Below are 24,445 nucleotides of genomic sequence, written 5' to 3' on the forward strand. Positions count from 1 at the left end.
GCCGCAGGCAAGACATCAATCAGGCCGCTTTCGTCTTCGACTGACCCATCATCCGCGTGATGTAGTACTGCTGGGCGATCGACAGCACGTTGTTCACCACGTAATACAGCACCAGACCGGCCGGGAAGAAGAAGAACATCACCGAGAACGCGATCGGCATGAACATCATCATCTTGGCTTGAACCGGGTCCGGCGGCGTCGGGTTCAGCTTGGTCTGCAGGAACATCGAGACGGCCATCAGCACCGGCAGGATGAAGAACGGATCCTGTTGCGACAGATCGTGAATCCAGAGAATCCACGGCGCGCCGCGCATTTCAACCGACGACAGCAGCACCCAGTACAGCGAGATGAACACCGGAATCTGAATCACGACCGGCAGACAGCCGCCGAACGGATTGACCTTCTCGGTCTTGTACAGCTCCATCAGCGCCGAGTTCATCTTCTGCGGATCGCCCTTGAAGCGTTCGCGCAGGGCTTGCATGCGCGGCGTGATCGCCTTCATGCGCGCCATCGACTTGTAGCTTGCGGCCGACAGCGGGAAGAACACGGCCTTGATCAGCAGCGTGAGCAGCATGATCGACCAGCCCCAGTTGCCGACATAGCTGTGGATCTTTTCGAGCAGCCAGAACAGCGGCTTCGCGATGATCGTCACATAGCCATAGTCCTTGACCAGTTCCAGACCCGGGGCGACGCCTTCGAGCATGCGCTCTTCTTCCGGACCGGCGAACAGGCGCGCGGACACATCAACCGACTGGCCCGGGGCGATGGTCGCCACCGGTTGCTTGACGCCGACGCGATACAGCGTCGGATCGATCTTCTCGACATAGATGTCGCGCTTCGCACCCTGCTGCGGAATCCACGCCGACGCGAAGTAATGCTGCACCATCGCGATCCAGCCGTTGTCGGCCGAATTGACGAAGTCTTCCTTGTTCTTGTCGATGTCGCTGAACGTCATCTTCTGGAAGTGGTGCTGGTCGGTGTAGACAGCCGGTCCGATGAACGTGTGCGAGAAGCGCGGCGTTTCCACCGGCGTGTCGTCGCGCACCAGTTCCATATAGACCGACGGCGTGACCGGCGCGGTCCCGACGTTCTCGATCTTCGTGTCGACGCCGATCACATAGCTGCCGCGCGTGAACGTGTAGGTCTTGATGACCTTCACGCCGCCCTTGACCGGCGACTCGAGGCTGAGCTGGAACGACTTGGCGTCGCCCGTCAGATCGTGTGGCTGGTTCGCCACCGGCGTGAAGATGTCGGTGTGGTTCGGGAAATCGCCGCCGAGCAGACCGGTGCGCGCCAGATACGTATGGTTCGCGGTACGGTCGAACAGCGTGATGACCAGATCGGGCTGCTTGCCGTTGCCTTGCTTGACGAGCGACAGCTTCGACAGCGTGCCGCCGCGGGTGTCGATCTCGCCGTTATAGACGTCGGTGCTGAAGCTGATCAACTGGCCCTGGGCCGCGGCAGCCGGCGCATTGCCCGGCGCTGCGTTGGTGGCCGGCAGATCGGCGGATTGGGTTCCCGGCGTCGTGGTTCCCGGAGCGGCGCTACCGACGGTCTTGGTCGGGTTGGCGCTCGGGAAGAACATCGACGGGCGTCCGTGGTCGCGTTGCCAGTTGTCGAACAGCATGACCGCTGACATGAAAAAGATGACCCATAGGACGGTGCGTTTGATATCCATGCGTTGTCTCAGTGTCGATGGAACGGCGCGTCAGCGCTTTTCAGAAGTAGGAGGCGGGACGAGATCGATGCCGCCCGCGGAAAACGGGTGGCAGCGGCAAATACGCCTGGCGGCGAGATAAGTCCCGCGCGCGGCGCCATGATACTGGATTGCTTCGCGCGCGTAATCAGAACAGGAAGGGTAAAAACGGCACCGGTTGCCGAGCATGGGGCTGACGGCAACCTTATAGAAACGCAATAAAGCGATGAGTACCGTTTGCATGACTGGTGCGGCCTAACAGCGCCGCGCAACGTGGAGTACCGGGCGACGCCCGCGCAGCATGGCTGCCGGAGCGGCCTGTACTGCAAAGCGGGCAGTCACGTGAGCGTCATTCCGTCTTGGGCGCTTCCGCGGGCGGCGACTCGCGACGGACAATTTCGCGCGCTGCCTTGTCGAGCAGCGCCTCTATCTCGCTGCGGCACAGCGCCCTCAACGGCGACGACGAGGCGCTCGGCAAAGCCTTCTTGTCGAAGCGCGTGTGCAGACGCAACAGCACATCCCAACCGCCGAACTCCGCGCGACGCAGCCGGAAGGCTTCACGCGCGAGTCGACGCACCAGATTACGCGTGGCCGCGCGCGGCGCATACTTTTTGCCGATCACGAGACCTAAGCGAGCGTCATTGCCGGTGGGCCGGCCGTACACCACGAAGTGCGCGGTGCGGCGCCACGGGCGCAAACGAAAAACGGATGAAAATTCATCCGTTTTCAGTAGCCTTGCGGCTTTGGGGAAGGCGGCTTGCGCTCGCAACGGAACCGAGCCCTGTTGCGGCGCCCCAGCAGCTCCCGCTTCACCGCGGGCTTCACCTGGCATAGACGGAGCGCGCAATCCGCTCGCCTGCCTTAGATGGCGAGGCGCTTGCGGCCCTTCGCGCGACGTGCGTTGATGACCTTGCGGCCACCTGCGGTCTTCATGCGAACGCGGAAGCCGTGGGTGCGCTTGCGACGGGTAACGGAAGGTTGGTAAGTACGTTTCATGTTGCTCTCACTTGATCGACTGATCGAAAATTAACCGCACGATCATCGCTGAAGCGGCAATGGCCGGAGGTTTACAGAATTGGTTTTCGCGGAACCCGCTATTTAAACCGGTTTTCTTTTGGCCGTCAATAGTTTAGCCTGGTTTGGCCCGACCCCAGGAAGACTTCGCCGGATGATCGGTCCCTGTGGATAACTCCCTTTCGCCGACGTTTTGGCGGTAGAATCTCGCCTTACTTCCCAAAAATCCTGCACGCCGCTCCGGCTCGCTTGCCCCGCAAACCCTTGTGGCACAAGCGCCTGGAGCCATTACGCCTGGTTCGGTCTAGCTGCTGAGGGCCTTGTTGCGCATGCGCGACAGGGGCAGCGGCGAACCGCCGTGCACACCATAACGACAGCAACTCGATGAACGATTTCTGGCAACACTGTTCCGCATTGCTGGAGCGTGAGCTTACGCCCCAGCAGTACGTGACGTGGATCAAACCGTTGGCCCCGGTCGCCTTCGACGCCGCTGCGAACACGCTTAGCATCGCCGCGCCGAACCGCTTCAAGCTCGACTGGGTCAAGAGCCAGTTCTCCGGCCGGATCGCGGATATGGCCCGCGATTTCTGGCACGCCCCGGTCGATGTGCAATTTGTGTTGGACCCGAAAGCCGGCATGCGCGCCCCTGCGGCAACGTCGTCGGCGCAGTCGCGTCCGTCTTCTGGGCTTGGCTCGATGGGCGGCGGCCATTCGTCTGGCTCAAACGGCGGCAGTGCCGCCGTGGACGCAGCCGTCGGCGCCGTACAAGCGTCGCAAGCTGCGCGCGCCAATGATGCGAACAGCGCGATGGCGATGCTCAACGCGAATGCACGCGCTGCGGCTGACCACAACGCGAACGCACGCGCGGTCGCTGAAGACGCCGCCGACCTCGATCTCCCCAGCCTCGACGCGAACGAAGCCGCATCCGCACGCCGCACGTGGCGGCCGGGCCAAAGCGCGAGCTCGAACGGCAACGGCGAGAACGACTCGATGTACGAGCGTTCGAAGCTCAACCCCGTGCTGACCTTCGACAACTTCGTGACCGGTAAAGCCAACCAGTTGGCGCGCGCCGCGGCGATTCAAGTCGCGGACAATCCCGGCATCTCGTACAACCCGCTGTTTCTGTACGGCGGCGTGGGCCTGGGCAAGACCCACCTGATCCACGCGATCGGCAACCAGCTTCTAATGGACAAGGCCGGCGCGCGGATTCGCTACATCCACGCGGAACAATATGTGTCCGACGTGGTGAAGGCCTACCAGCGCAAGGCGTTCGACGACTTCAAGCGCTACTACCACTCGCTTGACCTGCTGCTGATCGACGATATTCAATTTTTCTCAGGCAAGTCCCGCACACAAGAGGAATTCTTCTACGCGTTCGAGGCGCTGGTCGCGAACAAGGCGCAGGTGATCATCACCAGCGACACGTATCCGAAGGAAATCTCCGGCATCGACGACCGCCTGATCTCGCGCTTCGACTCCGGCCTGACGGTCGCTATCGAGCCGCCAGAGCTGGAAATGCGCGTCGCGATTCTGATGCGCAAGGCGCAATCGGAGTTCGTGAGCCTGAATGAAGACGTCGCGTTCTTCGTCGCCAAGCATCTGCGCTCGAACGTCCGTGAACTGGAAGGCGCGCTGCGCAAGATCCTCGCGTATTCGAAGTTCCACGGCCGCGAAATCACGATTGAAGTGACGAAAGAAGCGCTGAAAGACCTGCTGACGGTGCAAAACCGGCAGATTTCGGTGGAAAACATCCAGAAGACCACGGCTGACTTCTACAGCATCAAGGTCGCGGATATGTATTCGAAGAAGCGTCCGGCGAACATTGCGCGGCCGCGGCAGATCGCGATGTATCTGGCGAAGGAGCTGACGCAGAAGAGTTTGCCGGAAATCGGCGAGTTATTCGGCGGGCGCGATCACACCACCGTGCTGCACGCGGTGCGCAAGATTGCCGCCGAGCGCGGCACGGACGCGCAGCTGAATCACGAACTGCACGTGCTGGAGCAAACACTGAAAGGTTAAGCAGGTCGGATGGAAAAAACGACCTGTTTATTTCCAAACTCGCCCCCATTTTAGGGGAGCGGTTCCGTTTTCAGGCACAATACAGGTTTAACCGCCCGGCGGCCGCGGGCGGAATTCACGCCGTGACAGGCGCTGCGTGGCGCCGGCGGGGAGCCGCGGTTGCGCGCTGTAAGGCTGGCAAGTCAGGCGCGCAGGCCGTCATATCAACGAAGGAACTCTATGCAACTGGTCAAGACCGAACGCGATAACCTCCTCAGGCCGCTGCAAACCGTGAGCGGCATCGTCGAACGCCGCCATACGTTGCCGATCCTCGCCAATTTGCTGATTACCAAGAACGGCCCTGAAGTGTCGTTCCTGTCGACCGACCTCGAGTTGCAGATCACCACGCGTGCCGATTTTGGCGTGGGCGGCGATTCGGTCGCGACCACGGTGGCAGCAAGAAAGCTCCTCGACATTCTGCGCGCCATGCCCGACGGGCAGGTCACGCTCACGCTGAACGACAAGCGTTTGACCGTGCAATCCGGCAAGAGCCGCTTTGCGCTGCAAACCCTGGCGGCCGACGAGTTCCCGACCGTCGCTCAGGCTAAAGACTACGGCGCGAACCTGGTGGTTCCCCAGAAAACGTTCCGCCAGTTGCTCGGCATGGTCCATTTTTCGATGGCCCAGCAGGACATCCGCTACTACCTGAACGGCATGCTGCTGGTGGTAGACGGCGACCAGCTGATGGCGGTCGCAACAGACGGCCACCGCCTCGCGTTCTCGTCGATGAAGATCGAAGGCTCGTTCGCGCGTCAGGAAGTGATCATTCCGCGCAAGACGATTCTGGAGCTGCAGCGTCTGCTGGAAGACATCGACGACACGCTGAAGATCGACATCGCGCCGACCCAGGTGAAGTTCACGTTCGGCCAGGTCGAACTGGTGTCGAAGCTGGTGGAAGGCAAATTCCCCGACTTCCAGCGCGTGATTCCGAAGTCGCACAAGAATCAGTTCGTGATCGGCCGTGAAGAACTGCAGCGCTCGCTGCAACGCGCCGCGATTCTGACGTCGGACAAATTCAAGGGCGTGCGCTGCATCATCGAGCCGGGCCAGTTGAAGATCATGTCGACCAACGCCGATCAGGAAGAGGCGCAGGAAGAACTGGAAATCGCGTACGACGGCGACAGCGTCGATATCGGGTTCAACGTCACGTATCTGCTCGACGTGCTCGCGAACCTGAAGGTCGACATGTTGCAAGTGAGCCTTGGCGACGCCAGCTCCAGCGCGTTGATCACGATTCCCGAGAACGACGAATTCAAATACGTCGTGATGCCGATGCGCATCTAACGCGTCCAAAACCAAAGAACACACCAAGGGGCGCAGCGCCCCTTTGGCGTTTTTATGGTGTTTTGAAAAGTCCCGAGCAGCAACCTTGCAGTAACGCAGAACCGGAAAAAATCCATGACTGAAACGAACAATTCGCAACCCGATAACAGCTACGGCGCCTCCTCGATTCAGATCCTCGAAGGTCTGGAGGCGGTACGCAAGCGGCCGGGGATGTACATCGGGGATACGTCAGACGGGACCGGTTTGCATCACCTCGTATTCGAAGTGCTGGACAACTCCATCGACGAAGCGTTGGCGGGGCATTGCAACGATATCCAGGTGATCATTCACGCGGACAACTCGATCTCGATCACCGACAACGGCCGCGGTGTGCCGACCGGCCTGAAGATGGACGACAAGCACGATCCGAAGCGCAGCGCCGCTGAAATCGTGATGACGGAACTGCACGCCGGCGGCAAGTTCGACCAGAACAGCTACAAGGTGTCCGGCGGCCTGCACGGCGTGGGCGTCTCGTGCGTGAACGCGCTCTCGGCGTGGCTGCGCCTGACCATTCGCCGCGACGGCAAGAAGCACTTCATGGAATTCCACCGTGGCGTGCCGCAGAACCGCGTGATCGAAGAGATCGACGGCGTGGCTGTCTCGCCGATTCAGCTGATTGGCGACACCGAAAACCGCGGCACCGAAGTGCACTTCCTGGCTGACGAGACGATCTTCGGCAATGTCGAATATCACTACGACATTCTGGCCAAGCGGATTCGCGAACTGTCGTTCCTGAATAACGGCGTGCGCATCAAGCTGACCGACCAGCGCACGGGCAAGGAAGAAGATTTCGCGTTCGTGGGCGGCGTGAAGGGTTTTGTTGAGTACATCAACAAGAACAAGGCCGTGCTGCACCCGAACATTTTCCACATCAGCGGCGAGAAAGACGGCGTGGGCGTGGAAGTGGCGATGCAGTGGAACGACAGCTACAACGAAAACGTGCTGTGCTTCACGAACAACATTCCGCAGCGCGACGGCGGCACCCACCTGACCGGGTTGCGTGCGGCGATGACGCGCGTATTGAACAAGTACATCACCGATCACGAAGTCGCGAAGAAAGCGAAGGTCGAAACGGCCGGCGACGACATGCGCGAAGGGCTCTCGTGCGTGCTGTCGGTGAAGGTGCCGGAGCCGAAGTTCAGCGCGCAGACCAAGGACAAGCTGGTGTCGTCGGAAGTGCGCGCGCCGGTGGAGGATGTGGTCGCGAAGGCGCTCGAAGAATTCCTGCTGGAAACGCCGAATGACGCGAAGATCATTTGCGGCAAGATTGTTGATGCGGCGCGGGCGCGGGATGCGGCTCGCAAGGCGCGTGAAATGACGCGTCGTAAGGGCGTTCTGGATGGCGTTGGTTTGCCTGGGAAGCTGGCGGATTGCCAGGAGAAGGACCCGGCGAAGTCTGAGATTTATATCGTCGAGGGTGACTCGGCAGGTGGGTCGGCGAAGCAGGGGCGGGATCGGAAGTTTCAGGCGATTTTGCCGCTGCGCGGCAAGGTGCTCAATGTGGAGAAGGCGCGCTATGACAAGCTGCTTTCTTCGGAGCAGATTGTGACGCTGATTACTGCGTTGGGTTGCGGGATCGGCAAGGAAGACTACAACCTCGACAAGCTGCGTTATCACCGCATCATCATCATGACCGATGCTGACGTGGACGGCGCGCACATCCGCACGCTGCTGCTGACGTTCTTCTATCGTCAGATGCCGGACATGATCGAGCGTGGGTATATCTATATCGCGCAGCCGCCGCTGTTCAAGATCAAGGCGGGTAAGGATGAGCGGTATTTGAAGGATGAGGCTGAGGTTAATGCTCACATCCTGAAGCTGGCTTTGCAGGGGTCGGAGTTGTTGGCTTCTGAAGGGGCTACGCCTATCACCGGCGATGCGCTTGGGGAGTTGGCTCGGGCTTATTTGTTGGCTCAAGCTGTGGTTAACCGTCTGAGCCGGTTGTATGACGCTGGGGCGCTTGAGGCTGTGATGGATGGGGTTGTTATCGACCTGTCTAGCGAGGAAGCGGCTGCGGTGTCGGCGGCGGCGCTTGAAGCGAAGCTGCGGGATGATGCGTTGAAGCCTGAGGTTAAGGTCACGACGATGTATGACCCGGTCCGTGAGCTGCGCTCGCTGCGCGTTGCGCGGACTCATCACGGTAATCAGAAGATTTCTGTGCTGGATCAGGATTTCCAGCTGACCGCTGATTACCAACAGCTGATCAATACCGCTAATACGTTTAAGGGGTTGATTGGGACTGGGGCTGTCATTAAACGTGGCGAGCGCAGTATGGCTGTTACCGACTTCAAGAGCGCTATGAAGTGGTTGCTGGCTGATGCTGAACGCAACATCTCGAAGCAACGCTATAAGGGTCTCGGTGAGATGAACCCTGGGCAGCTTTGGGAGACGACGATGGATCCGACTGTGCGTCGCTTGCTTCGTGTGCAGATTGAGGATGCTATCGCGGCTGATGGCATCTTTACGACGCTCATGGGGGATGATGTGGAGCCGCGGAGAGCGTTTATTGAGTCGAATGCGTTGAGGGCGGGGAATATTGACGTTTGAGGGCGTATGTAGCTGAACGCATAACCTGAGAATCTGGGACCCATAAGTTGAGAAACTTATGGGTCTTTTTCCCTGATAGCTCGAATTAACTGACAACTCATCAACGTCCACCGTCTCGAAAAGATTGCCAAGCGGAGGGTGGTGCATCTTTCAGTTCGATGTCGCCAAAAGGTGGAATCTGGCGAAGTCGGTGATGGTGGGCTGTGTAAAGCGGTTGTCAGGGACCTGTTGGCAAGTTCTAATAGTTTTACTTAAAGCTCACTGCAAAAGTTTTCCTTAAAGTCTTCGGACCGCCCGCAAACCAAGGCGGGACGGGGCTTAAGGGAAACTAATAGAACTGGGGCGTGGCACCTCGGAAACGCCTCAAAGGCAGGGAAACCTTCCCCTCCGTTGGCCCCGCGGCTTCGGCGCCGGGCCTTCGCCAGCCGCACCCGCTCCTCCCGCCGTTTCCGCCGCTCGCCCCCGTATCGCCGCCCCGGCCAGCTTCGGGCCCCTCCATCCGTACGCTCCCGCCGCGCCACCTTCCGCCTGGCAGTCGCGCACACGACGAAAGCGTCCCTCAATGTGCGAGCGCTCTCAAGTCAGCGCCGCCACCGCATTCAAAAGATTGTCGCGTGCCGCGTCGAGATTTTTGGCACTGGTCTTGATGGATAGGTTGGCCCGTGCTTTCTCGCCCAGGAAATATGCAACGCGCTCGGCGTTCGCTGTGCTCGGATGCGGGAGCCCATGGAGAACCCGCGCCTTGCTCAAATAGCCTTGCTCGCTTAGCCATTCGACTCCTTCAGACGCAGCACTTCCCAGTGGCAGGAACGCGGCATCAGGCATCGCTTTGGCCATCTCACCGAAGTGGTCTCGCATCTGCATGCGTAGCAAGGGGTCCCTCAGGGGCTTGGGCGAGGCGCCCGTGTAGTTTTCTCCGGCTTGGAACACCGGGAACTGGAGCAGTGACGATGTCTGCAGCAGGTCAGACGCCTCACCAAAGAGCTCTTCGGTCGAATGCAAGCCCAACCACCGATGCAGGCCGATGTGGTCCATGAGGGCGATAATCCGCGGCCGCATTTTTCCCGAGAACGCGCCGACATGCTTGGCGCGGCGGAGCACCTCGGTTGTGGGTAGACCCTCGACCAGAGCGCGCTGCGCCTCGACCAATGCATTGTTTGCCTGCACCTTCCCCGGGGTAATGCCAACGAACACTACCTTAGCGGAAGGGTTCACCCATTCGAACGGCGCGTAGCAAACCTCCAGTTCGCCGTCCCGAAACATGCGGAGAGAGGGCGATAGCGGGTCGCCTTGGTAGCCCCGGATTGCAGATTCGTATTTCTCGAAAAGCTTGAAATTCATTTTTGTACTGGTCCGTATATGTTGTTTTATGTAGTGTGGCTATGCGGCATGCATTTCGACGCACGAAACCAGCGGATGCGCGCGTTGGCGCCGCCCGCATAGGCGAGGTGTTCAGCACGGAAGCAAAGGCGTGAAGGAATGACCGGTGGGTATCCTGTTCTAACGCGCGGCTACCTGCGCTGAAATTATGACGGCACCAAACGTCGTCTGGGTCGGTTCGTTGGCCATGAGCGCGTTTCTCATCGCGGGTTGGCGCAAGGGCATGCCTTTGTTCGAACGTCTAGTGCGCGGGCCAAACGAGGACACGTAGCGAGGAGGAGTCGCGCCGGCTGGGCAACACGGGAGGTAGCTGGCACTGATTTCTGCGACCTGGCAATGATAACGGCGCCGGGATTACAATGGCGACCGACTTATACGGCAGGTACGCCCGCTGACAATAACCCAGACCAAATGGCTGCTTTGCAATCCGTCGCTCCACTTGCGAAATCACGCGCACCGCGCCGAACCTTGAGTTCAGCGGAGCGGCTGCGGCTGCTCGCGCGCATGTTCACGCGACCGGTTTTTGCCGATATTGCGCGGTCTGGAGACTGGCAGGTAGCGCTCGGGTTCCTGGCGGAGCATGGACTGTTGACGGCGGCCAAGGGCCAACCGTTGGCATCGTTATTTGAGTCTGCGTGGCTCGAGATTCGCCGCGCGTATCGCAACGAGTTCGTCTACAAGACTGAAATTGCCGGCCGGATAGTGTTTGGAAGGCACAGTCCAAACACTGCGTCGCTGCACGTAGAGCTTCCCGTCGGGCGTTCAATCGTCGACGTTGCGGTCTTCAACGGCACGTCGACTGCCTACGAAATCAAAACTGAATTCGACACACCGCGACGCCTCACTACACAGACATCGGACTTCTTGGCTGCGTTTGACCGCGTTTGTTTGGTGACCCATCCGCGCTGCGCGGAAAGCTACGCTGAAATCGTTGACCCGCGCGTTGGTGTCCTTGTCCTGACCGAGCGGGGCTCCCTGCGACAGATTCGCGAGCCTTTGACCAACCGCAATAACGTATCACCCCAAACCATATTCAACTGCCTTCAGAAAGCCGAATATATCGATGCTGTTTCGATGAAAACCGGCGCGCCGGTAGTGAAACCATCCGGGATTATCCAAGCCTATTGCGGTGAGGTTTTCAGGGAGTTTACGTCCCTGGAGGCGCATGCTATCTTCGTCGACGCATTAAGAAAAAGGAAAACTGACGGGGAAACCGTGCGCTTTGTGACCGCGCTGCCGGAGAGCTTGCGCGTGCTTGGCTACGCCACTCCGTTGTCAGGGCGCCAGAGAGAAACCGCACTCTCTGTATTGAGAGAGAACGTCGGCTTCCAGCTCGCCTGAGGCTCTCTCTCCGCCTGCATGGCGGAATGCGAGAGGGCCAAACTTTGTACTTTCCTTATCTCTACGCTCGGCAGTCGGAGATGTTGGCATTACGTTCGTTGCGTAGTAACTACCCGCTTCGAGACACCGTTATTCCGATACTAGAGCCTGTCAATCGCGCCCATGCGCAGTTGCAGCGACTGTTGAACGATTTCGGGGCGGCTAATGACAACCTGATTGTCGTTACCAACCCATACCAGCACGAATTCCATGGCCGTGGCCTCGATGGTTGGATTGAGCCTATCGAGGAAGCTATCGACGCGCACGGTTCTTTGATGCCTGGCCTGCTGTGCTCGCAAGCGACGACCGCGGAGCAAATCAGAGATTTCCTCACGCAATATCGCGAGCGCGACGTCGCCCTGCTGTACTTGAATGCCCGGCTGTCGGACGCTCAGGTACAACGGCTAGCAGAAAGGGCGAACATCCGATTCCATATCAACCTGCACGAGCGGATGAGCGCGGCGCATCGAGCGATGCTTCCTCGTGAAAAGGTTGTGGATGTACGCGACGACTTCCAACGCAAGGCGCGCAATGCTGACTACGTCGGCATCGAGTTCTTCACCGACCGACACCTGAACTATCAGCAAGTAGCGGTCGGATTCGGCGATTACACAATCCTTGGGGCCACGTTTGAAGCGGGTGGCGGTCCTGCCGCCGCGGTAGCGGTACACGGCACGTTCAAGGAGCGAGGCGGAGACGTGTGGGTTGAACACTTCGTTTCCGACGACGTTGAACTCAACGTTGGCACCGTCGGCGAAAAATTTCTCCAGGCCGCAGGGAAACTTGTCGCGCGCGCTCGGCAGTTTCCGCGAAAGTTCGGCAACGACCAAGCGTTGCAGGACTACGCTGACGACGTCGCGGCACAACACTACCCTGGGTTGGGGAAGAGCAAAGAGCGGCAGATTTATCACCATGTCGCTCTGATGCATCAACTGCTCACCGGTCAGCTCTAAGCGACGCGAGCCCTCATGCCGTTTATGGCCGCGCAGCGGAACCGTGAGCAGCGCGGCCACTGTGGTCATGCCGCGCCCGCGCGTGGCATCCTGACCTATGCGCGCATGATGAAACGCTCGCGCTCGCCGCACAGCGGCAAGGGGACGACATCCTTCACCCACCATAACTCAATCAGCCTCATGCTGGGTCTGCATCCGGCCTTCACCACTGCGGTCGCGGCTTCTCGAACAATGTTTAGTGCCGGCCGCAACGCGCGTGACATATCGGAACGGAAGACTCTCGCGCAGGTGCGGAATCGTAAGACGGGTTGAGTCAGAAGAAGCGCCCCGGGAAAAATATATCTACGCGAAGAGAAAGAACGTGTACCTACATCGAATAAGTGGTGAAAACTTCCGTGTGTTTGGCTCCAAGGAAAGCGGCACGGATTTGCAACTCGAGTTCGCTTCGGGTCTCAATGTGCTCGTCGGGGAGAACGACGCAGGCAAAACGTCGGTCATCGATGCAATTCGGCATGTGCTACTGACCACGAGCTATGAATTCTTGAGAATTCAAGAGCACGACTTCCATATCGAAGGGGACACGCGTGCGAAAACACTCTGGCTCGAAGCCGAGTTCCGCGGCTTGTCGAAAGAACAACGGGCGACAGTCGTTGAATGGCTGACGTACCCGAGTTCAGGTGACCCCTATCTTGTCGTTCACGTAACCGCAAAATTTGGCAAACCGATTGGTCGGAACCGCGGGAATGTTGTCGCCGTCGTGATGTCCGGGCATGACGGCTCGGGTGTCGAAATTGGCGCCGCAGTGCGTGACCTCATTCGCGCTACTTATCTTAGACCGCTACGTGACGCGGAAGCTGAATTGCGCGCGGGTCGCCAGTCACGACTTTCGCAAATCTTGCAGGCTCACAAGAACATCGTAGGCCAGGAGCTTGACGATTTCGACCGTGACGACGCGTCCACGCAACCGACGACGCTTGTGGGATTCATGCAGCAGGCTCAGCATCGAATCTCGTCAAGCGAAGTTATTAAGGCTGTACAGCAAGAGGTTAATGACAAGCACCTTGCTCGGGTCTCGTTTTCCGGCGACCAGCTATCGTCGCGCATTGGCATCTCATCAAGGATGTCACTTCTCCAAATCCTGGAGAAGCTGGAACTTGCTCTGTTGCCACCAATCGGAGTTTCGGAATTTGAACAATGTGCGCGCGGTCTTGGCTACAACAATGTCCTTTTCATGTCGGCGGAGCTTGTTCTCCTAAGCGAAGGCGAGGAGCTGGCTCTTCTGCTGATTGAAGAGCCCGAAGCGCACATTCATCCCCAGCTACAAGGCCGCGTTCTTGAGTTATTCCGTGAACACGCGGAGCGCAAGGAGCAGCCCGTTCAAGTGCTGATAAGCACCCACAGCCCCACGCTCGCATCAGCGGCGCCGGTTGAGAGCACGATTTTGATGGTTAAAGGTAAACCTTACCCTTTAAGGAAAGGTTTCACCAAACTCGAAGATGGGGACTACGCGTTCCTTCAGCGCTTCCTCGACAGCACAAAGGCGAACCTTTTCTTTGCTCGGTCGGTCGTCATTGTCGAAGGCCCAGCCGAAGCCATTCTGCTCCCGACGCTAGCAGCTCAGTGCGGATTGTCGTTCTCGGAACACGGCGTGTCCATCGTCAACGTCGGCACAGTCGGCCTGTTCAGATACGCGCGCATCCTTCAGCGCCAGAACGATGAGCTCCTTCCTATCCCGGTCGCATGCATTACTGACCGCGACATCGTTCCGGCACACATCGACTATGTTGAACGCCCGACAAAAGGAAAACGCTTCTTTGACCAGTACACGGCCGCCGAGATTGTTGACCACGTGAAACGGAAAGAGAAACGTGCCGAAGGCGGTTCCACCAAGGTTTTCGTCTCAGACGACTGGACGTTGGAATACGACATGGCCGCGTCAGGTTGCGCAAAACTACTCCACGATGCGGTCGCGTTGGCAAAGAAGGCCGGCGACGATGGCTTTCTAACTCAAACCGAAATTGAAACTGAGCTGACGTCAGCTAAGGTGGTCTGGGACGGCTACGTCAAAGACGGGAAGGCCGCGCACGAAATCGCTGCGAACGTCTACAAGCCGCTGCAGACGAAACAAGCGTCAAAAGCCATCACCGCTCAATTTTGCGCTCATCTGCTCAAGACTGGAAATTACGGCTCGGGTCAGAGTCTTTTGGCGGCGCTTCCGACCTATCTCCAGAATGCGCTTCGCTACGTGACTACAGACAGCGTGACGCCGCCCGCCACAACGTCGGCAACCGGCGCGGCGTCCGCCGTGGGTGCGAGCGTTGTAGCTTCGCCGGGAGCAACGCCGTGAGCATCCCCGCTATTACTCAGGCAGACATCGACGAACTGCAAGTTGAGTATCCTTCGCTGGACTTTACGCACCCAGAGCGTCAAGCCGTTCTGTTGGCGGATGGCACCGTAGACGTCCAGGCTGCGCCCGGAAGTGGCAAGACAACACTCTTGGCCGCGAAGTTATCTATTCTGGCGAAGAAATGGCAGCACGCGAACCGAGGAATTTGTGTCGTCTCGCATACGAACGTTGCTCGCGAGGAAATCGAGGCTAGGCTCCGTGAAAGCCGCTACGGGGCACTCCTTTTCTCACACCCTCATTTTATCGGTACAATCCAGACGTTTATTCACAAATTCGTGTCGTTACCGCTGCTCCGTAGCTCTGGCGTCGAAGTGCGAGTGATTGACGACAATGAGTGTCGAAGGATTGCAGAGCTACGAATCCACGCAGACTACAAGCTGAGGGCTTTGGCCCGAAATTCGCCGAACAAGTACGCTCCCGCGTTACGGTCGCTGCGCTACATCGGTCCGGAGCTCGAGCTATCGTGCGCGGATGGAACTCTACCGGGCAAGACTGCACCCACGTATGCCCTCATTGAAGACCTCAAGCTGTCACTGACCACCGACGGAATCTTTCGTTACGACGACATGTTCGCCTTTGCTCAGCACGCGTTGGCGAAGTATCCCGCGCTCTCCAGAGCTTTGGGGTACAGATTCCCGCTCGTGTTCGTTGACGAAATGCAGGACACGAGCGACGCGCAAGATGCGCTTCTCAAGAGCGCTATGGGAGCGCAAAGTATCTTCCAACGCTTCGGCGACGTGAACCAGCGCATATTGCGGATTGGCGACACAACTGCCGCAGCGTTCCCACTCCCTGATTCGCTCCCGGTATCGACAAGCAAGCGCTTCGGCGCCGGCATCGCGGCCGTTGCGAACAGCTTGCGCGCGTTTGGTCAGGACATCGTCGGGGACAATATCGAGAGTAATCTGCCAGTCACGCTTTTCACGTTCAGTGACGAAAGCGTGAAGTCCGTCATACCAGCTTTTGGAGAGAGAGCCGCTCAATTAGTATCGCCGGCCGAAATCGAGCGGTACGGCATCAAGGCCGTGGGACAACGGAAGGACGAGACGACGACGGAGGGCTGTGGACGATTCCTCGGGGACTACGCTGCTATCGATGCTCCCGCGGCCGGAAAAGCCTCATACATAGTGAATTTGCACAGGGCGCTGCAGTTGGCGGCGGCCGCGCGCGCGGAAGCCCGCAATCTCGCGGAGGCGGCGTCGCGCACGCGAGTTGCCTTTCTCCACCTTTTGCGCGACCTGGGCTGGTCGCCAGCGAAGGAAGCAAAGACTTGGCGCCAGTTGGAAGCCTACGCTGAAGAGTCTGCTTTTCGCGAGTCCAACGCGATGGTTGAGAACCTGCTGCATATGCCTACGCCATCCGTCGTTGAGAGCGACTGGGACGTCATCCTGAGCGACTTGGCCGTGCGTTTGTCGTCGATTGCGGGACAAGTCATCACGCTTGATGACCTGCGCGAGCGTGAAATCAGTCGGTTCAGTGAGTCGCAGCCAGCACCCCTAAGTCTCACTCAACCGGGGACAATGGCCCACGGTCCGGTTGTCGAGACTATCGCAGCGGTCAAAGGCGAAACCCACGCAGCAACATTGGTCCTTGAATGCGTCTACAACCGTAAGTACGATGTCACCGCGTCACTGCCGTTTTTATGCGGAGACAAATCGAGCCTTACCGAAACAGATGGCAACACGTTAAGTCGCCTTCACAGTCTTTTTGTGGCGGCGACACGCCCGCGACACTTCTTGGCGTTCGCCATCCATCAGAAAAGGTTGACCACCGCGCATCGAAGTCGCTTGGAAGCACTGGGTTGGGTCGTAGAAGATGTGACCTGAATCGTCAATTGCCCACTTCAATCGTCGTCCCGGCCGCGGCAAGCTCTGCACGCTGGGCTGGCGTTTGCGTTTGATGGGCTACGAGGTGCCTAAGGTACGGCATCTTCTCGACGCCTTGGCGCAATTTGCCGCGCAGGGTGCGCTGGATTGATACTGGGCAACCGACACTCGCGACATGCCCAGCGGATAGCTGATGGCACAGTCTTCCAACTTATGGTCGGGCTTCAGATGGCCCGCGCCGACTGATGGGGTGTTGCGGTTCGGGCACTATCGGAAGCCCGTGAACGGGTCCGAAAATACACCTGCATCGAACCCGTGCGCTCTCGGTAGGCAACCGCATGAAGCGAAGGCTAGAATGGCGTTTCGCTGACCGACCTGAGGGAGCCAAAAGACATGCTCTCAACGGCCATGCCCGTGTTACAGCGCTTCCTAAGTTGGCTATGCTCGTGTCATCGAATTGTCGGCGAAGGCCGTGTTCGACTACCTGCACGTGGAAATCGCAGACGGCTGTCGGTGCCCTGAATCCTGAGCGCTCTACATTTTCCCTATGATTTCGTTCCAACAGGCCGTCAGCCTTCGCGAGATTGAAGCCGCATACGACGAGGCTGGCCGTGACCCGATTTTGCGAATTCCACTTGCCCTTCGATATGGCGGTGCCGTTGGCGTCCCGTCGGCGCTAATGCAATATGTCGCGACGTGGTCGCGTCATCAAATGCATTCCGCACTTCGACTGTACGGAAGCGTTGACAGCAATCCGATGGAAGCCCTGGCGCAAGAGCCTCACGGGCTGGTATCCACGTATTTCGCCGGCTCGGTCGAAGTGCCGGGGCGTGAAGACCCGTTATCGACACGGGAGGCCCTGTCGTTTGGCGTCGGCAGAATTCAGGCCATGCAGGAGAGTCAGTTCCGCGACACGATGCGTGGCAGAGGGGTCTTCCTGTGTTGCTTCGCGCGGGCGAAGAACGAATATCTCCTTCCGTTTTATAGCCGGCCGCATCCCGGTGCGCTGCGCTCGCGAGCGGACTTTGTCTGGCTCACCTCGAAGATAATCAGTGCATGCGCGCCCGCGGCGGAATGGAAGGTTTCCGAGCAAGATAACACCGCGATTGGGACGTTGATTTACGAGCTCTTCAAGAACACGGATGAGCACGCCACCGTCGACGAGGAAGGGAAACCGTATGTTAGAAACGTACGGGCGCTTATGGCGAAGTTCATTTCGTATGACCGCGATGCTCAACACGAGCAGGTGGTCTCCGACGACGCGGTATTTAACGAATACCTTGCAGAGCATTCTGCAGCTCATGCAGCGGCGGGGCCTGGCGGAGATTCCCCGCTTCAGCGTACGTCGTTTTTAGAGTTGACAGTGCTCGACACCGGGCCAGGTCTCGTCCGTCGCTGGATGTCACGATACGGTGCGCCGTCGGCAGGAGCTCTTTCTATTGACGAAGAGGTCGACATCGTTAAGCGTTGCTTCGCTCTGCACGAGACAACGAAGGAAACGAATGCAAGCGGTGGTGGACTTACCTACGTACTCAAGACACTGAGCGAGTTGAACGCATATCTTCGCCTCCGCACGGGACGGATTTGCCTCATCCAAGATTTTTCGAACACACCCGCCGGCGCATTCGAGCCTACGCATTGGCTTGAAGACCAGAGAGAACTGAGCCACACCGCAGGCGCGTCGTACTCCATTGTGATTCCCATGACGACGGCGGTGTCGCGATGAAGGGTTTTTTTGCGTTTGATTGGGTACTCGAAAGCAGTTCGCCGGTCCGAAACTTCCATTTCCTCTTCAAGCCACCCGGCACGTTCAACGTAGAGAACCTGGCCGATGCCATTGAGGCCGGCTTGCAGGGCATCAATCCGCCGGACGTGGTCGCCATCATCTGTGAGTCAGAGGAAGCCGCTGGGGTGAAGGAGGCGTTCGAGCAACCGCTGCTCGTCCAGGCTTCGAACCGTACGTCGACCAAGGTTTGTCTTTGTATCTGCTCATTTGGCCACGACGGGACCATCAAGCAGGTGGATGCGCTCACCAACCCCGTTGCTGACCTCGAACGGTTGTTCCGTGGCCAGACCGTTGCCATCCGGACCGCGGGTCTCAAAGAACTGTTTTCGGCCAAGCACGTCTCCGTCGTTGCGCCGCCGGGCTTCACCTTCGTCAAACCGTCTCAAAAGCGCTCGACGCACTTCTTGCGCGCCGAAGAAGCGTTGGCCGAAGTTGAAGGAGTCCAGTTCCTCGCATTCGCCCTTCTCGAAAAACTCTGCAATCGCGCCCGGAAAGTTGGGGCGAAACTCGATGTGATTTTCGTCGACACGATGGGAATTGCTGCGGTGGCCTATGCGCTGCGTGACATGTACTGCACGTTGTTTGACGTTCCAAAGCCTCGCGTGGTCACGTTCCATTCTCATGAGGGGATAGACAAAATCGATGCGCCACTTCATGGCACGTCGTTCACGCTCATCTCGGCATCATCGTCGATGAATCTGGAGCGAGATTGGAAACAGAAGGTGAAATGCGACGCCACCGAGGTCGTCACACTTCTAACGCTCCTCGACGCGAAGGACGCGCAGGATGCTCTATTTGCACTTCCGGCTCCCGCAGGCCTCGATGACAAACCGCACCATAAACACCTGAAGGACCTGCCAATCGTCGGCGAGCGCTTCGCTCCAGAAGACTTGTTGCCGAAGTCGGTCCTGCTCCGAAAGAAGCAACATCGACTGCAGGAAGTCTCTGATTTCTGTAAGGCCTTCGGTCTGAACGGCGCGCTCGCTGTTCAAGCTCGTGGCCCGATTCCAACCGCGAAGGTCCGCCCCATTTATCTCGATGGACGGAAGCTGTTGGGTAACCTTGGCTTCAAGCATTTCGCCGACAAGCTGGTGAGTCAGCAGACCCCCGCGTCGGTGAGCGCCATCGTTTATCAAGATGATGAAGCGTCGCGCGAGATTGCGAAACACTGCGCTGAGCGGCTGCAGGAGGTCATGAATCGAGCGACTCCGCTCACTCTGATAAGCGATACCGAAATCGAGTCTGGCGATGCCGAGCTGGATAGCACCGCCGGGATTCTGGTGGTTGCAGCCGTGGTCGGGCGTGGCACGCGCCTCCTTTCGATAAGCCGTGACTTACGCGACGTCCACTCGGGCGCGCGCACCTACTTCATTGGGGCCCAGATTGCGGAGACCGCAGCTCAGCTATCCGCACTTCCGTTGAATCTCAAACACTCGGCTTCAGGGGCGGAAATCAGAATCGAACGATTCGCGGGCGTCGCTGTTGGGCAAGGTATCGACGAATCGTTCGAGGAAGAGTTGCAGGCGTTCCGAAATATTCAACGGCAGTTGGGTGACCCTTTCGCTGCGCGCCTCGAGCGCCTCGCTGGCTCCGCGAACGGCTTGGGGAACGCGGTCTTCATGCCGCGAGACGACAGCCTCGTTGAGGGTATGCGACTCCGTCCAGATTTCGCGTACTGGGACGGTTTTTACGAGGAAGTGAACGACACAAACGCTGCTGTTCTGGCGACGGCCGGCGCGCTTCTCCAGAATGCTAGAGAGGGGAAAAGTTTTACGAGTGAAAGCGACCGGCTCGCCACCGACGCATTCCAGCAGGTCATCCTCAATCCAGAGAACTTTACGCGATACAACGATGGCGCAATCCAGGCGGCACTTTTGCGCTGCGCGCGACCCAGCGAGCTGGACTACTCGCGGGAAGCGAGTGCCAGCCAGTTCATGTTGGACCTGCTGGCAAACATCTTCGAGCAGCACAACCGACGACAAGGCGAGGCAGCGTGCGAGTTTGCGTTCGCGCTGTACACACGCAAATTGCGCCTTCAGCAACAGCACCTTGATGAGCTGAAGGCTCGCATCCGGCCGAAGCTGGAAGGCACCACCCACAAGCTTCGCCTGCTCCGCATGCTGTTTAAATTTGACGCGATGCCGACAAGCGAGACCCTTCCCGACGAGTTCTGAGGGCACATCAGGCGCCTTCTTCAGCGCAACGGACAACAGGCGGTTGTCCGTTGCTCCAGACCGAAAATAGAGCAGTGAGCATCGACCACGTCGCACCGGTTGAAACATCAGCGCGTTGGCGAAAAAGTGCAGCTACAAACCGGGGTGCTAATTACATGAAAGCCAGCAAGAAAGAGTCGTATTCGCACGAGAATTTTCAGAATTTCGTCAGCGACCCCAACACCGGGCGCGCGATTGAGGCGCTGAAAAAAGCGAATGATGTTTTTGACATCCTAACGCCCTCAGAAACCCAGCATTCGCAGATGTTGCAGTGGCTGCTCAATCCGCGTGAGGGCCACGGGCAAGGTGACGCCATCCTCAAGGACTTCCTCATCGCCGCTTGGAAGTCTGTGCAGAATTCCGACATCATCGGCAGCGCACGAAGCAGTAAGTTCTTTGCCGAGTGGACGCCGGCGCGCATCAACATGTCTGGTTTTCACGGCGCCGTGGTCCTGAGCGAGTTTTCCATCACTGAGTCTCTACGGCTTGACATCCTGATTCTCGACCCCCAGAACCAGACGCTAATCGTCGTCGAAAACAAGTACAAGTCGATTCATAACGACCGGCAGTTGGCAGCGTATCGCAGCGCCGTACTTGAGATGTGCCGGAATGGGGCTTTCAAGGGATGGTCCGTCGCCCTGGTCGCTCTCGACAAGGGACGCTCAATCGGAGTCGAAAGTGACGAGTGGAAACATTGGGTCTATCTTGACTACGGCTGGCTCGAGAGTGGCGCTCAGCGGGCCGAGACGCAAATGCAACGGGGCAATCACTCAGCGAGCCTCGTGATTTCATATTGCCAGCGTCAGCTTGACGAATATGAGTCGCCGGCCGAAAAGCACTTGGACGAGATGCTTTCGAAGCTCATACATCAGCATGGCCCGGTACTTGACCGCCTCGCTGAGCTGAACCGGGAAGCGCTTGGCAACGGCAAACGGCTCCTGCAAGACGGCGGCCAGAACCCAGACAATCAGATGTGGCTGTTTGCGCAGCACTATCCGGAACTCATCAGAAAAGTGGGGAGATTGCGTCGTCTTTCGTATCTGAAGGCCGAATTGGCGAAGGAGTTTCCAAACGAGGAATTCCGATTCTACGCGAACGACAACCTCATCGACATCTTCAGCAAACAGTGGGATAAGTTCGTCGAAGAGGATGACCAGGGCAATACTTGGTGGCCTGTCTTTGTTCGCGCGCGCCGCATTGATGCCAGCTCTGCCGAGCAGGGCCGAAAGACAAAGGAAGGTGAAAGCGCCGAAGTGGCTGAAGCCCGCGACGACGTCAAAAGAAAATATCGCGTGTTGACGTTGTACGACCAATACCACGTTGCTGAGCAGTATGCAGAAGGCGTCCATAGCGCATTGATGGCTGGCTACGCCGACTCCATCGACGGACGAAATATCAATGCAGCAACGCGACGATTCGATGTCGCTATCTATGACGAACACTCGCTCGTGCGAGAGTTGGGTAAGCGCTATCGGAAGCTCAAGGATGTCCTCGCCGACTGTTGACCTCCCAGTCAGGTCGGTGGAGCCAGTGCAAACTTTCCGGGATGTCGCCGCTTTTGTTCGGCAACGGCAGGCTATCGAGTTGCAAAGGCGACGGCGGCCCTCAGCACTTCATTGACCCTCCCCTGAGCGAGCGCCCGAAGCGGGGTGGCTCGCCCAAGGGAAGTCGCGCAATCTGCGCCGTTTGGATGCTTTCGGGAACTGCAAATGCTAATTTGTCGCGGACTTTTGCAACCAGGACCAACGCGGGACTGGGCCAGTCGACCGACTAAGCTTCATCAATGAGCGCGTAGAGCAACCACGCTCCGCAGCCCTCATCTCACGCGGCAAGCTTGTGTTCGTAGTAAGGCTAGTCAGTCGCAACTTCTGCTGAATACGCGCGGTCACGCCACGACAATCCGCCAATGCCACCGCAGGAGCCACCATCCTGCATACGACTCGAATGGCGGTCCCGCAAGTTGCTCCTACCTACGAGCTATGCGAGCCGCCGGTGGATTCTCGTTGCATCTGGAACATCCCAGAATCGGCGAGCTGCTCTCCGATATACGAGCTTAACCTAAGGGCTGCTTCAATGTCAGGCGGAACGTCGTCGCCTTTGACCCTATAACCTTCAAGCTTCCAAGACTGATTGGGCATTGTTGTTGTGAACTGCTCAATCGCAAGCCTCTTATCGCGCTGGCGAAATGGGTTGCAAAAACTCACGTTAAACGCCTTGCCCAAATTCCAGTGGTCAGCGAGCTGGTCTTTCTCGCGATAGTTATAGTGACGGTGATAGAGGTTCGTCAACAGCACAACGTCCACTCTCTCGTACTCCTTCGCCGGATGATAGGAGTCTCTTGTGAAAAGGCCCTGCCATCCGTACAAATAGCCGACCCACTTCTGCATATCGCTGGGGCCGTCGCCGCACACTGCAAGAACGTTCACCGTATCGTCGTGTGTCGAATCGGAGAACTTGCCGTGGGCGGAAATAAGAAAATCCTTGAGCTTATTGTCCATATGGGGCTGCAAGACCACCGGTCGCCCCGCTGGGTCATTCGACAACGCTCTACTAAGGTCTTCATGTATTTGCGCGAGCTCAGGGTGACGCCCGAAGACCCCAAGCTGAATCCCCCCTGTTTGGTCTAACGCGTTCTTTTTCGAATAGTCGGCACACTTCACCTCGACATTGAATCTAAATCCACGCGATTCGAAAGAACAGTCAACATCCTTCGGAGCTGTTATGACGGGCTCATACTTGAACGTCGACGGAAATTTGCCGGCCAAGTATCCACAAATCGATAGCTCACAAGCAGCCTGTAGATATTGAGCTTCGTTGAGCACGGGATTTTCCAGCTGAAGCTTTCGCCCCAAATCTGCCAGTTGCCTCGGCGTAAGGAACGGCTTCAATGTCTCATAGACGGCGAGCATGCCGCCCGTGTACGGATTAAAACCACCAGGTTCTGACGTCAGGTAAGGGTTGAGGATGTGGTCCTGCTGCATGCGAATGGAGCACCAAATGTGGGGCAGTCATTTTACAAACTATCCGTAACATCGGGGCCGTTGCATATGGGCGTGCCGCCCGCTCAGGCGTCCGCCCATGTCCGTTTTCGACGTCGTTTGCTGCACTATCGGGGAGCAAGACGCGCGATTATGCTCCCCGATTCGCAAATAACAACGCCATCAGCTCGCACTTGCCGGACGACCTAGCCCGATTCTTCGCTGCGTACCCGAGTGTGCGTATCTCACTCGAAGAGCGGTTGAGCCACGATATTGTGGGCGCCGTGGTGGCGGGTCGCGCCGACGTAGGTGTAGTGGCGTTGGAAACCGAGCATCCCGCGTTGGAGTTTTTACCGTATCGGAAGGACCAGCTAATCCTGCTCGCTCCCTTGGCGCATCCTATTGCAGCGAAGAGCGATGTGAGCTTCGCGAAATGCCTTGGTCAGCCATTCATCAGCTTGCAGTCGGGAGTCCATCGCTCGGCGCAGCCGTACGAAACTGGCGTCGGAAATCTTGGCGTCTCGAGCCGCAACTTCGATATCGGCAGCCGCGTCAGTCAGGATGTCGTCGAGCAGGTCGGCGGGACGCTTCGTGATGTGAGTGAGCGCAAACTTTCGGTGGGATTGGCTGCTGGTGACGTTAGATTTTCTGCAGCGATGCGACTTAAATCGTCTTGCAGTAGCGGAGTGGCCTCAGTAACCGCCTCGTATCCAACGAATAGCTTGCAGAACGCCCCTCGTCTCGTCAAATCAGTCTTCGTCCGTTGAGTTCAGACTCGTTTCCACGGCTGCAATGTCCTGCCTCGGTCGGCCGACGACGACAAAACCAGCATTGCAAGCCGGCGACGCGGGGCTGCTTGCTTTGGTCGTACTATACTGCTCGAA

The 24,445-nt window shown here is 58.2% G+C and carries 18 protein-coding genes; 12 read left to right on the top strand and 6 right to left on the bottom strand.

Features of this window, described 5'->3' with window-relative positions:
- Positions 1 to 19 precede the first annotated feature (19 nt).
- The 4 genes from yidC to rpmH all read right to left on the bottom strand — a co-directional run bounded on the left by yidC (position 20) and on the right by rpmH (position 2,692).
- Complete coding sequence (gene yidC / locus P3T22_RS18775; protein ID WP_063497772.1) at positions 20 to 1,678, bottom strand: membrane protein insertase YidC; 1,659 nt, start codon at positions 1,676 to 1,678, stop codon at positions 20 to 22.
- A gap of 30 nt (positions 1,679 to 1,708) precedes the next feature.
- On the bottom strand, positions 1,709 to 1,939 hold the full coding sequence (gene yidD, locus P3T22_RS18780) for a membrane protein insertion efficiency factor YidD (protein ID WP_007180115.1): 231 nt from the start codon (positions 1,937 to 1,939) through the stop codon (positions 1,709 to 1,711).
- A gap of 106 nt (positions 1,940 to 2,045) precedes the next feature.
- Positions 2,046 to 2,528 carry a ribonuclease P protein component gene (gene rnpA / locus P3T22_RS18785; protein ID WP_429325827.1) on the bottom strand — a complete coding sequence of 161 codons (483 nt, stop codon included), beginning with the start codon at positions 2,526 to 2,528 and terminating at the stop codon, positions 2,046 to 2,048.
- A gap of 29 nt (positions 2,529 to 2,557) precedes the next feature.
- The gene (gene rpmH / locus P3T22_RS18790; RefSeq protein ID WP_004198824.1) at positions 2,558 to 2,692 is read right to left on the bottom strand and encodes a 50S ribosomal protein L34; all 135 of its coding nucleotides are present in this window, start codon (positions 2,690 to 2,692) and stop codon (positions 2,558 to 2,560) included.
- 402 nt (positions 2,693 to 3,094) lie between these two features.
- On the opposite strand from rpmH, the gene dnaA reads away from it, so the two are divergent.
- The 3 genes from dnaA (at position 3,095) to gyrB (ending at position 8,638) form a co-directional block, all read left to right on the top strand.
- Complete coding sequence (gene dnaA / locus P3T22_RS18795) at positions 3,095 to 4,729, top strand: chromosomal replication initiator protein DnaA (protein ID WP_429325759.1); 1,635 nt, start codon at positions 3,095 to 3,097, stop codon at positions 4,727 to 4,729.
- 219 nt (positions 4,730 to 4,948) lie between these two features.
- Positions 4,949 to 6,052, top strand: coding sequence for a DNA polymerase III subunit beta (dnaN, locus tag P3T22_RS18800; RefSeq protein ID WP_054037057.1), 1,104 nt, complete (start codon positions 4,949 to 4,951; stop codon positions 6,050 to 6,052).
- Between the two features lie 114 nt (positions 6,053 to 6,166).
- On the top strand, positions 6,167 to 8,638 hold the full coding sequence (gene gyrB / locus P3T22_RS18805) for a DNA topoisomerase (ATP-hydrolyzing) subunit B (RefSeq protein ID WP_054037059.1): 2,472 nt from the start codon (positions 6,167 to 6,169) through the stop codon (positions 8,636 to 8,638).
- Positions 8,639 to 9,214: 576 nt separating this feature from the next.
- Here the strand turns inward: gyrB and P3T22_RS18810 are convergent.
- Positions 9,215 to 9,979: a hypothetical protein gene (locus P3T22_RS18810; RefSeq protein WP_429325760.1), complete on the bottom strand. Its 765-nt coding sequence runs from the start codon at positions 9,977 to 9,979 to the stop codon at positions 9,215 to 9,217.
- A 450-nt stretch (positions 9,980 to 10,429) separates the two neighbouring features.
- Here P3T22_RS18810 and P3T22_RS18815 point away from each other — a divergent pair, with 450 nt between their 5' ends.
- From P3T22_RS18815 to P3T22_RS18850, 8 genes are all read left to right on the top strand, one after another.
- Positions 10,430 to 11,359, top strand: coding sequence for a sce7726 family protein (locus P3T22_RS18815; protein WP_429325761.1), 930 nt, complete (start codon positions 10,430 to 10,432; stop codon positions 11,357 to 11,359).
- Between the two features lie 26 nt (positions 11,360 to 11,385).
- Entirely contained in the window at positions 11,386 to 12,351 is a 966-nt protein-coding gene (locus tag P3T22_RS18820) for a sce7725 family protein (protein WP_429325762.1), read from the top strand.
- Between the two features lie 15 nt (positions 12,352 to 12,366).
- Positions 12,367 to 12,663, top strand: coding sequence for a hypothetical protein (locus tag P3T22_RS18825; protein ID WP_429325763.1), 297 nt, complete (start codon positions 12,367 to 12,369; stop codon positions 12,661 to 12,663).
- 49 nt (positions 12,664 to 12,712) lie between these two features.
- Positions 12,713 to 14,698 (top strand): ATP-dependent nuclease, encoded by a 1,986-nt coding sequence (locus P3T22_RS18830; protein WP_429325764.1) that lies wholly within the window; start codon positions 12,713 to 12,715, stop codon positions 14,696 to 14,698.
- Positions 14,695 to 16,584 (top strand): UvrD-helicase domain-containing protein, encoded by a 1,890-nt coding sequence (locus P3T22_RS18835; RefSeq protein ID WP_429325765.1) that lies wholly within the window; start codon positions 14,695 to 14,697, stop codon positions 16,582 to 16,584. Before P3T22_RS18830 ends, P3T22_RS18835 begins: the two co-directional genes overlap by 4 nt.
- Before the next feature lie 547 nt (positions 16,585 to 17,131).
- The gene (locus P3T22_RS18840; RefSeq protein WP_429325766.1) at positions 17,132 to 18,310 is read left to right on the top strand and encodes a hypothetical protein; all 1,179 of its coding nucleotides are present in this window, start codon (positions 17,132 to 17,134) and stop codon (positions 18,308 to 18,310) included.
- Positions 18,307 to 20,544: a hypothetical protein gene (locus P3T22_RS18845; RefSeq protein WP_429325767.1), complete on the top strand. Its 2,238-nt coding sequence runs from the start codon at positions 18,307 to 18,309 to the stop codon at positions 20,542 to 20,544. The genes P3T22_RS18840 and P3T22_RS18845 overlap by 4 nt, the downstream gene beginning before the upstream one ends.
- 74 nt (positions 20,545 to 20,618) lie before the next feature.
- Positions 20,619 to 22,088, top strand: a complete 1,470-nt coding sequence (locus tag P3T22_RS18850; protein WP_429325768.1) for a PD-(D/E)XK nuclease family protein — start codon at positions 20,619 to 20,621, stop codon at positions 22,086 to 22,088.
- A gap of 465 nt (positions 22,089 to 22,553) precedes the next feature.
- On the opposite strand, the gene P3T22_RS18855 is transcribed toward P3T22_RS18850, so the two are convergent.
- Positions 22,554 to 23,564 (bottom strand): hypothetical protein, encoded by a 1,011-nt coding sequence (locus P3T22_RS18855; protein WP_429325769.1) that lies wholly within the window; start codon positions 23,562 to 23,564, stop codon positions 22,554 to 22,556.
- Positions 23,565 to 23,755: 191 nt separating this feature from the next.
- On the opposite strand from P3T22_RS18855, the gene P3T22_RS18860 reads away from it, so the two are divergent.
- Positions 23,756 to 24,328 carry a LysR substrate-binding domain-containing protein gene (locus P3T22_RS18860; RefSeq protein WP_429325770.1) on the top strand — a complete coding sequence of 191 codons (573 nt, stop codon included), beginning with the start codon at positions 23,756 to 23,758 and terminating at the stop codon, positions 24,326 to 24,328.
- The last annotated feature ends 117 nt before the right edge of the window (positions 24,329 to 24,445 follow it).

The sequence above is a fragment of the Paraburkholderia sp. GAS348 genome (genome assembly GCF_050434205.1).
In the GTDB taxonomy this organism is placed as follows: domain Bacteria; phylum Pseudomonadota; class Gammaproteobacteria; order Burkholderiales; family Burkholderiaceae; genus Paraburkholderia.

What these genes read in the sequence shown, in the direction of transcription:
- P3T22_RS18825 (WP_429325763.1), top strand. Translation starts at nt 12,367, where the DNA reads ATGCCGTTTATGGCCGCGCAGCGGAACCGTGAGCAGCGCGGCCACTGT.
- P3T22_RS18845 (WP_429325767.1), top strand. Translation starts at nt 18,307, where the DNA reads ATGAAGGGTTTTTTTGCGTTTGATTGGGTACTCGAAAGCAGTTCGCCG.
- P3T22_RS18820 (WP_429325762.1), top strand. Translation starts at nt 11,386, where the DNA reads ATGCGAGAGGGCCAAACTTTGTACTTTCCTTATCTCTACGCTCGGCAG.
- P3T22_RS18810 (WP_429325760.1), bottom strand. Translation starts at nt 9,979, where the DNA reads ATGAATTTCAAGCTTTTCGAGAAATACGAATCTGCAATCCGGGGCTAC.
- rnpA (WP_429325827.1), bottom strand. Translation starts at nt 2,528, where the DNA reads ATGCCAGGTGAAGCCCGCGGTGAAGCGGGAGCTGCTGGGGCGCCGCAA.
- P3T22_RS18855 (WP_429325769.1), bottom strand. Translation starts at nt 23,564, where the DNA reads ATGCAGCAGGACCACATCCTCAACCCTTACCTGACGTCAGAACCTGGT.
- P3T22_RS18815 (WP_429325761.1), top strand. Translation starts at nt 10,430, where the DNA reads ATGGCTGCTTTGCAATCCGTCGCTCCACTTGCGAAATCACGCGCACCG.
- gyrB (WP_054037059.1), top strand. Translation starts at nt 6,167, where the DNA reads ATGACTGAAACGAACAATTCGCAACCCGATAACAGCTACGGCGCCTCC.
- rpmH (WP_004198824.1), bottom strand. Translation starts at nt 2,692, where the DNA reads ATGAAACGTACTTACCAACCTTCCGTTACCCGTCGCAAGCGCACCCAC.
- dnaA (WP_429325759.1), top strand. Translation starts at nt 3,095, where the DNA reads ATGAACGATTTCTGGCAACACTGTTCCGCATTGCTGGAGCGTGAGCTT.
- P3T22_RS18840 (WP_429325766.1), top strand. Translation starts at nt 17,132, where the DNA reads ATGATTTCGTTCCAACAGGCCGTCAGCCTTCGCGAGATTGAAGCCGCA.
- yidC (WP_063497772.1), bottom strand. Translation starts at nt 1,678, where the DNA reads ATGGATATCAAACGCACCGTCCTATGGGTCATCTTTTTCATGTCAGCG.
- dnaN (WP_054037057.1), top strand. Translation starts at nt 4,949, where the DNA reads ATGCAACTGGTCAAGACCGAACGCGATAACCTCCTCAGGCCGCTGCAA.
- yidD (WP_007180115.1), bottom strand. Translation starts at nt 1,939, where the DNA reads ATGCAAACGGTACTCATCGCTTTATTGCGTTTCTATAAGGTTGCCGTC.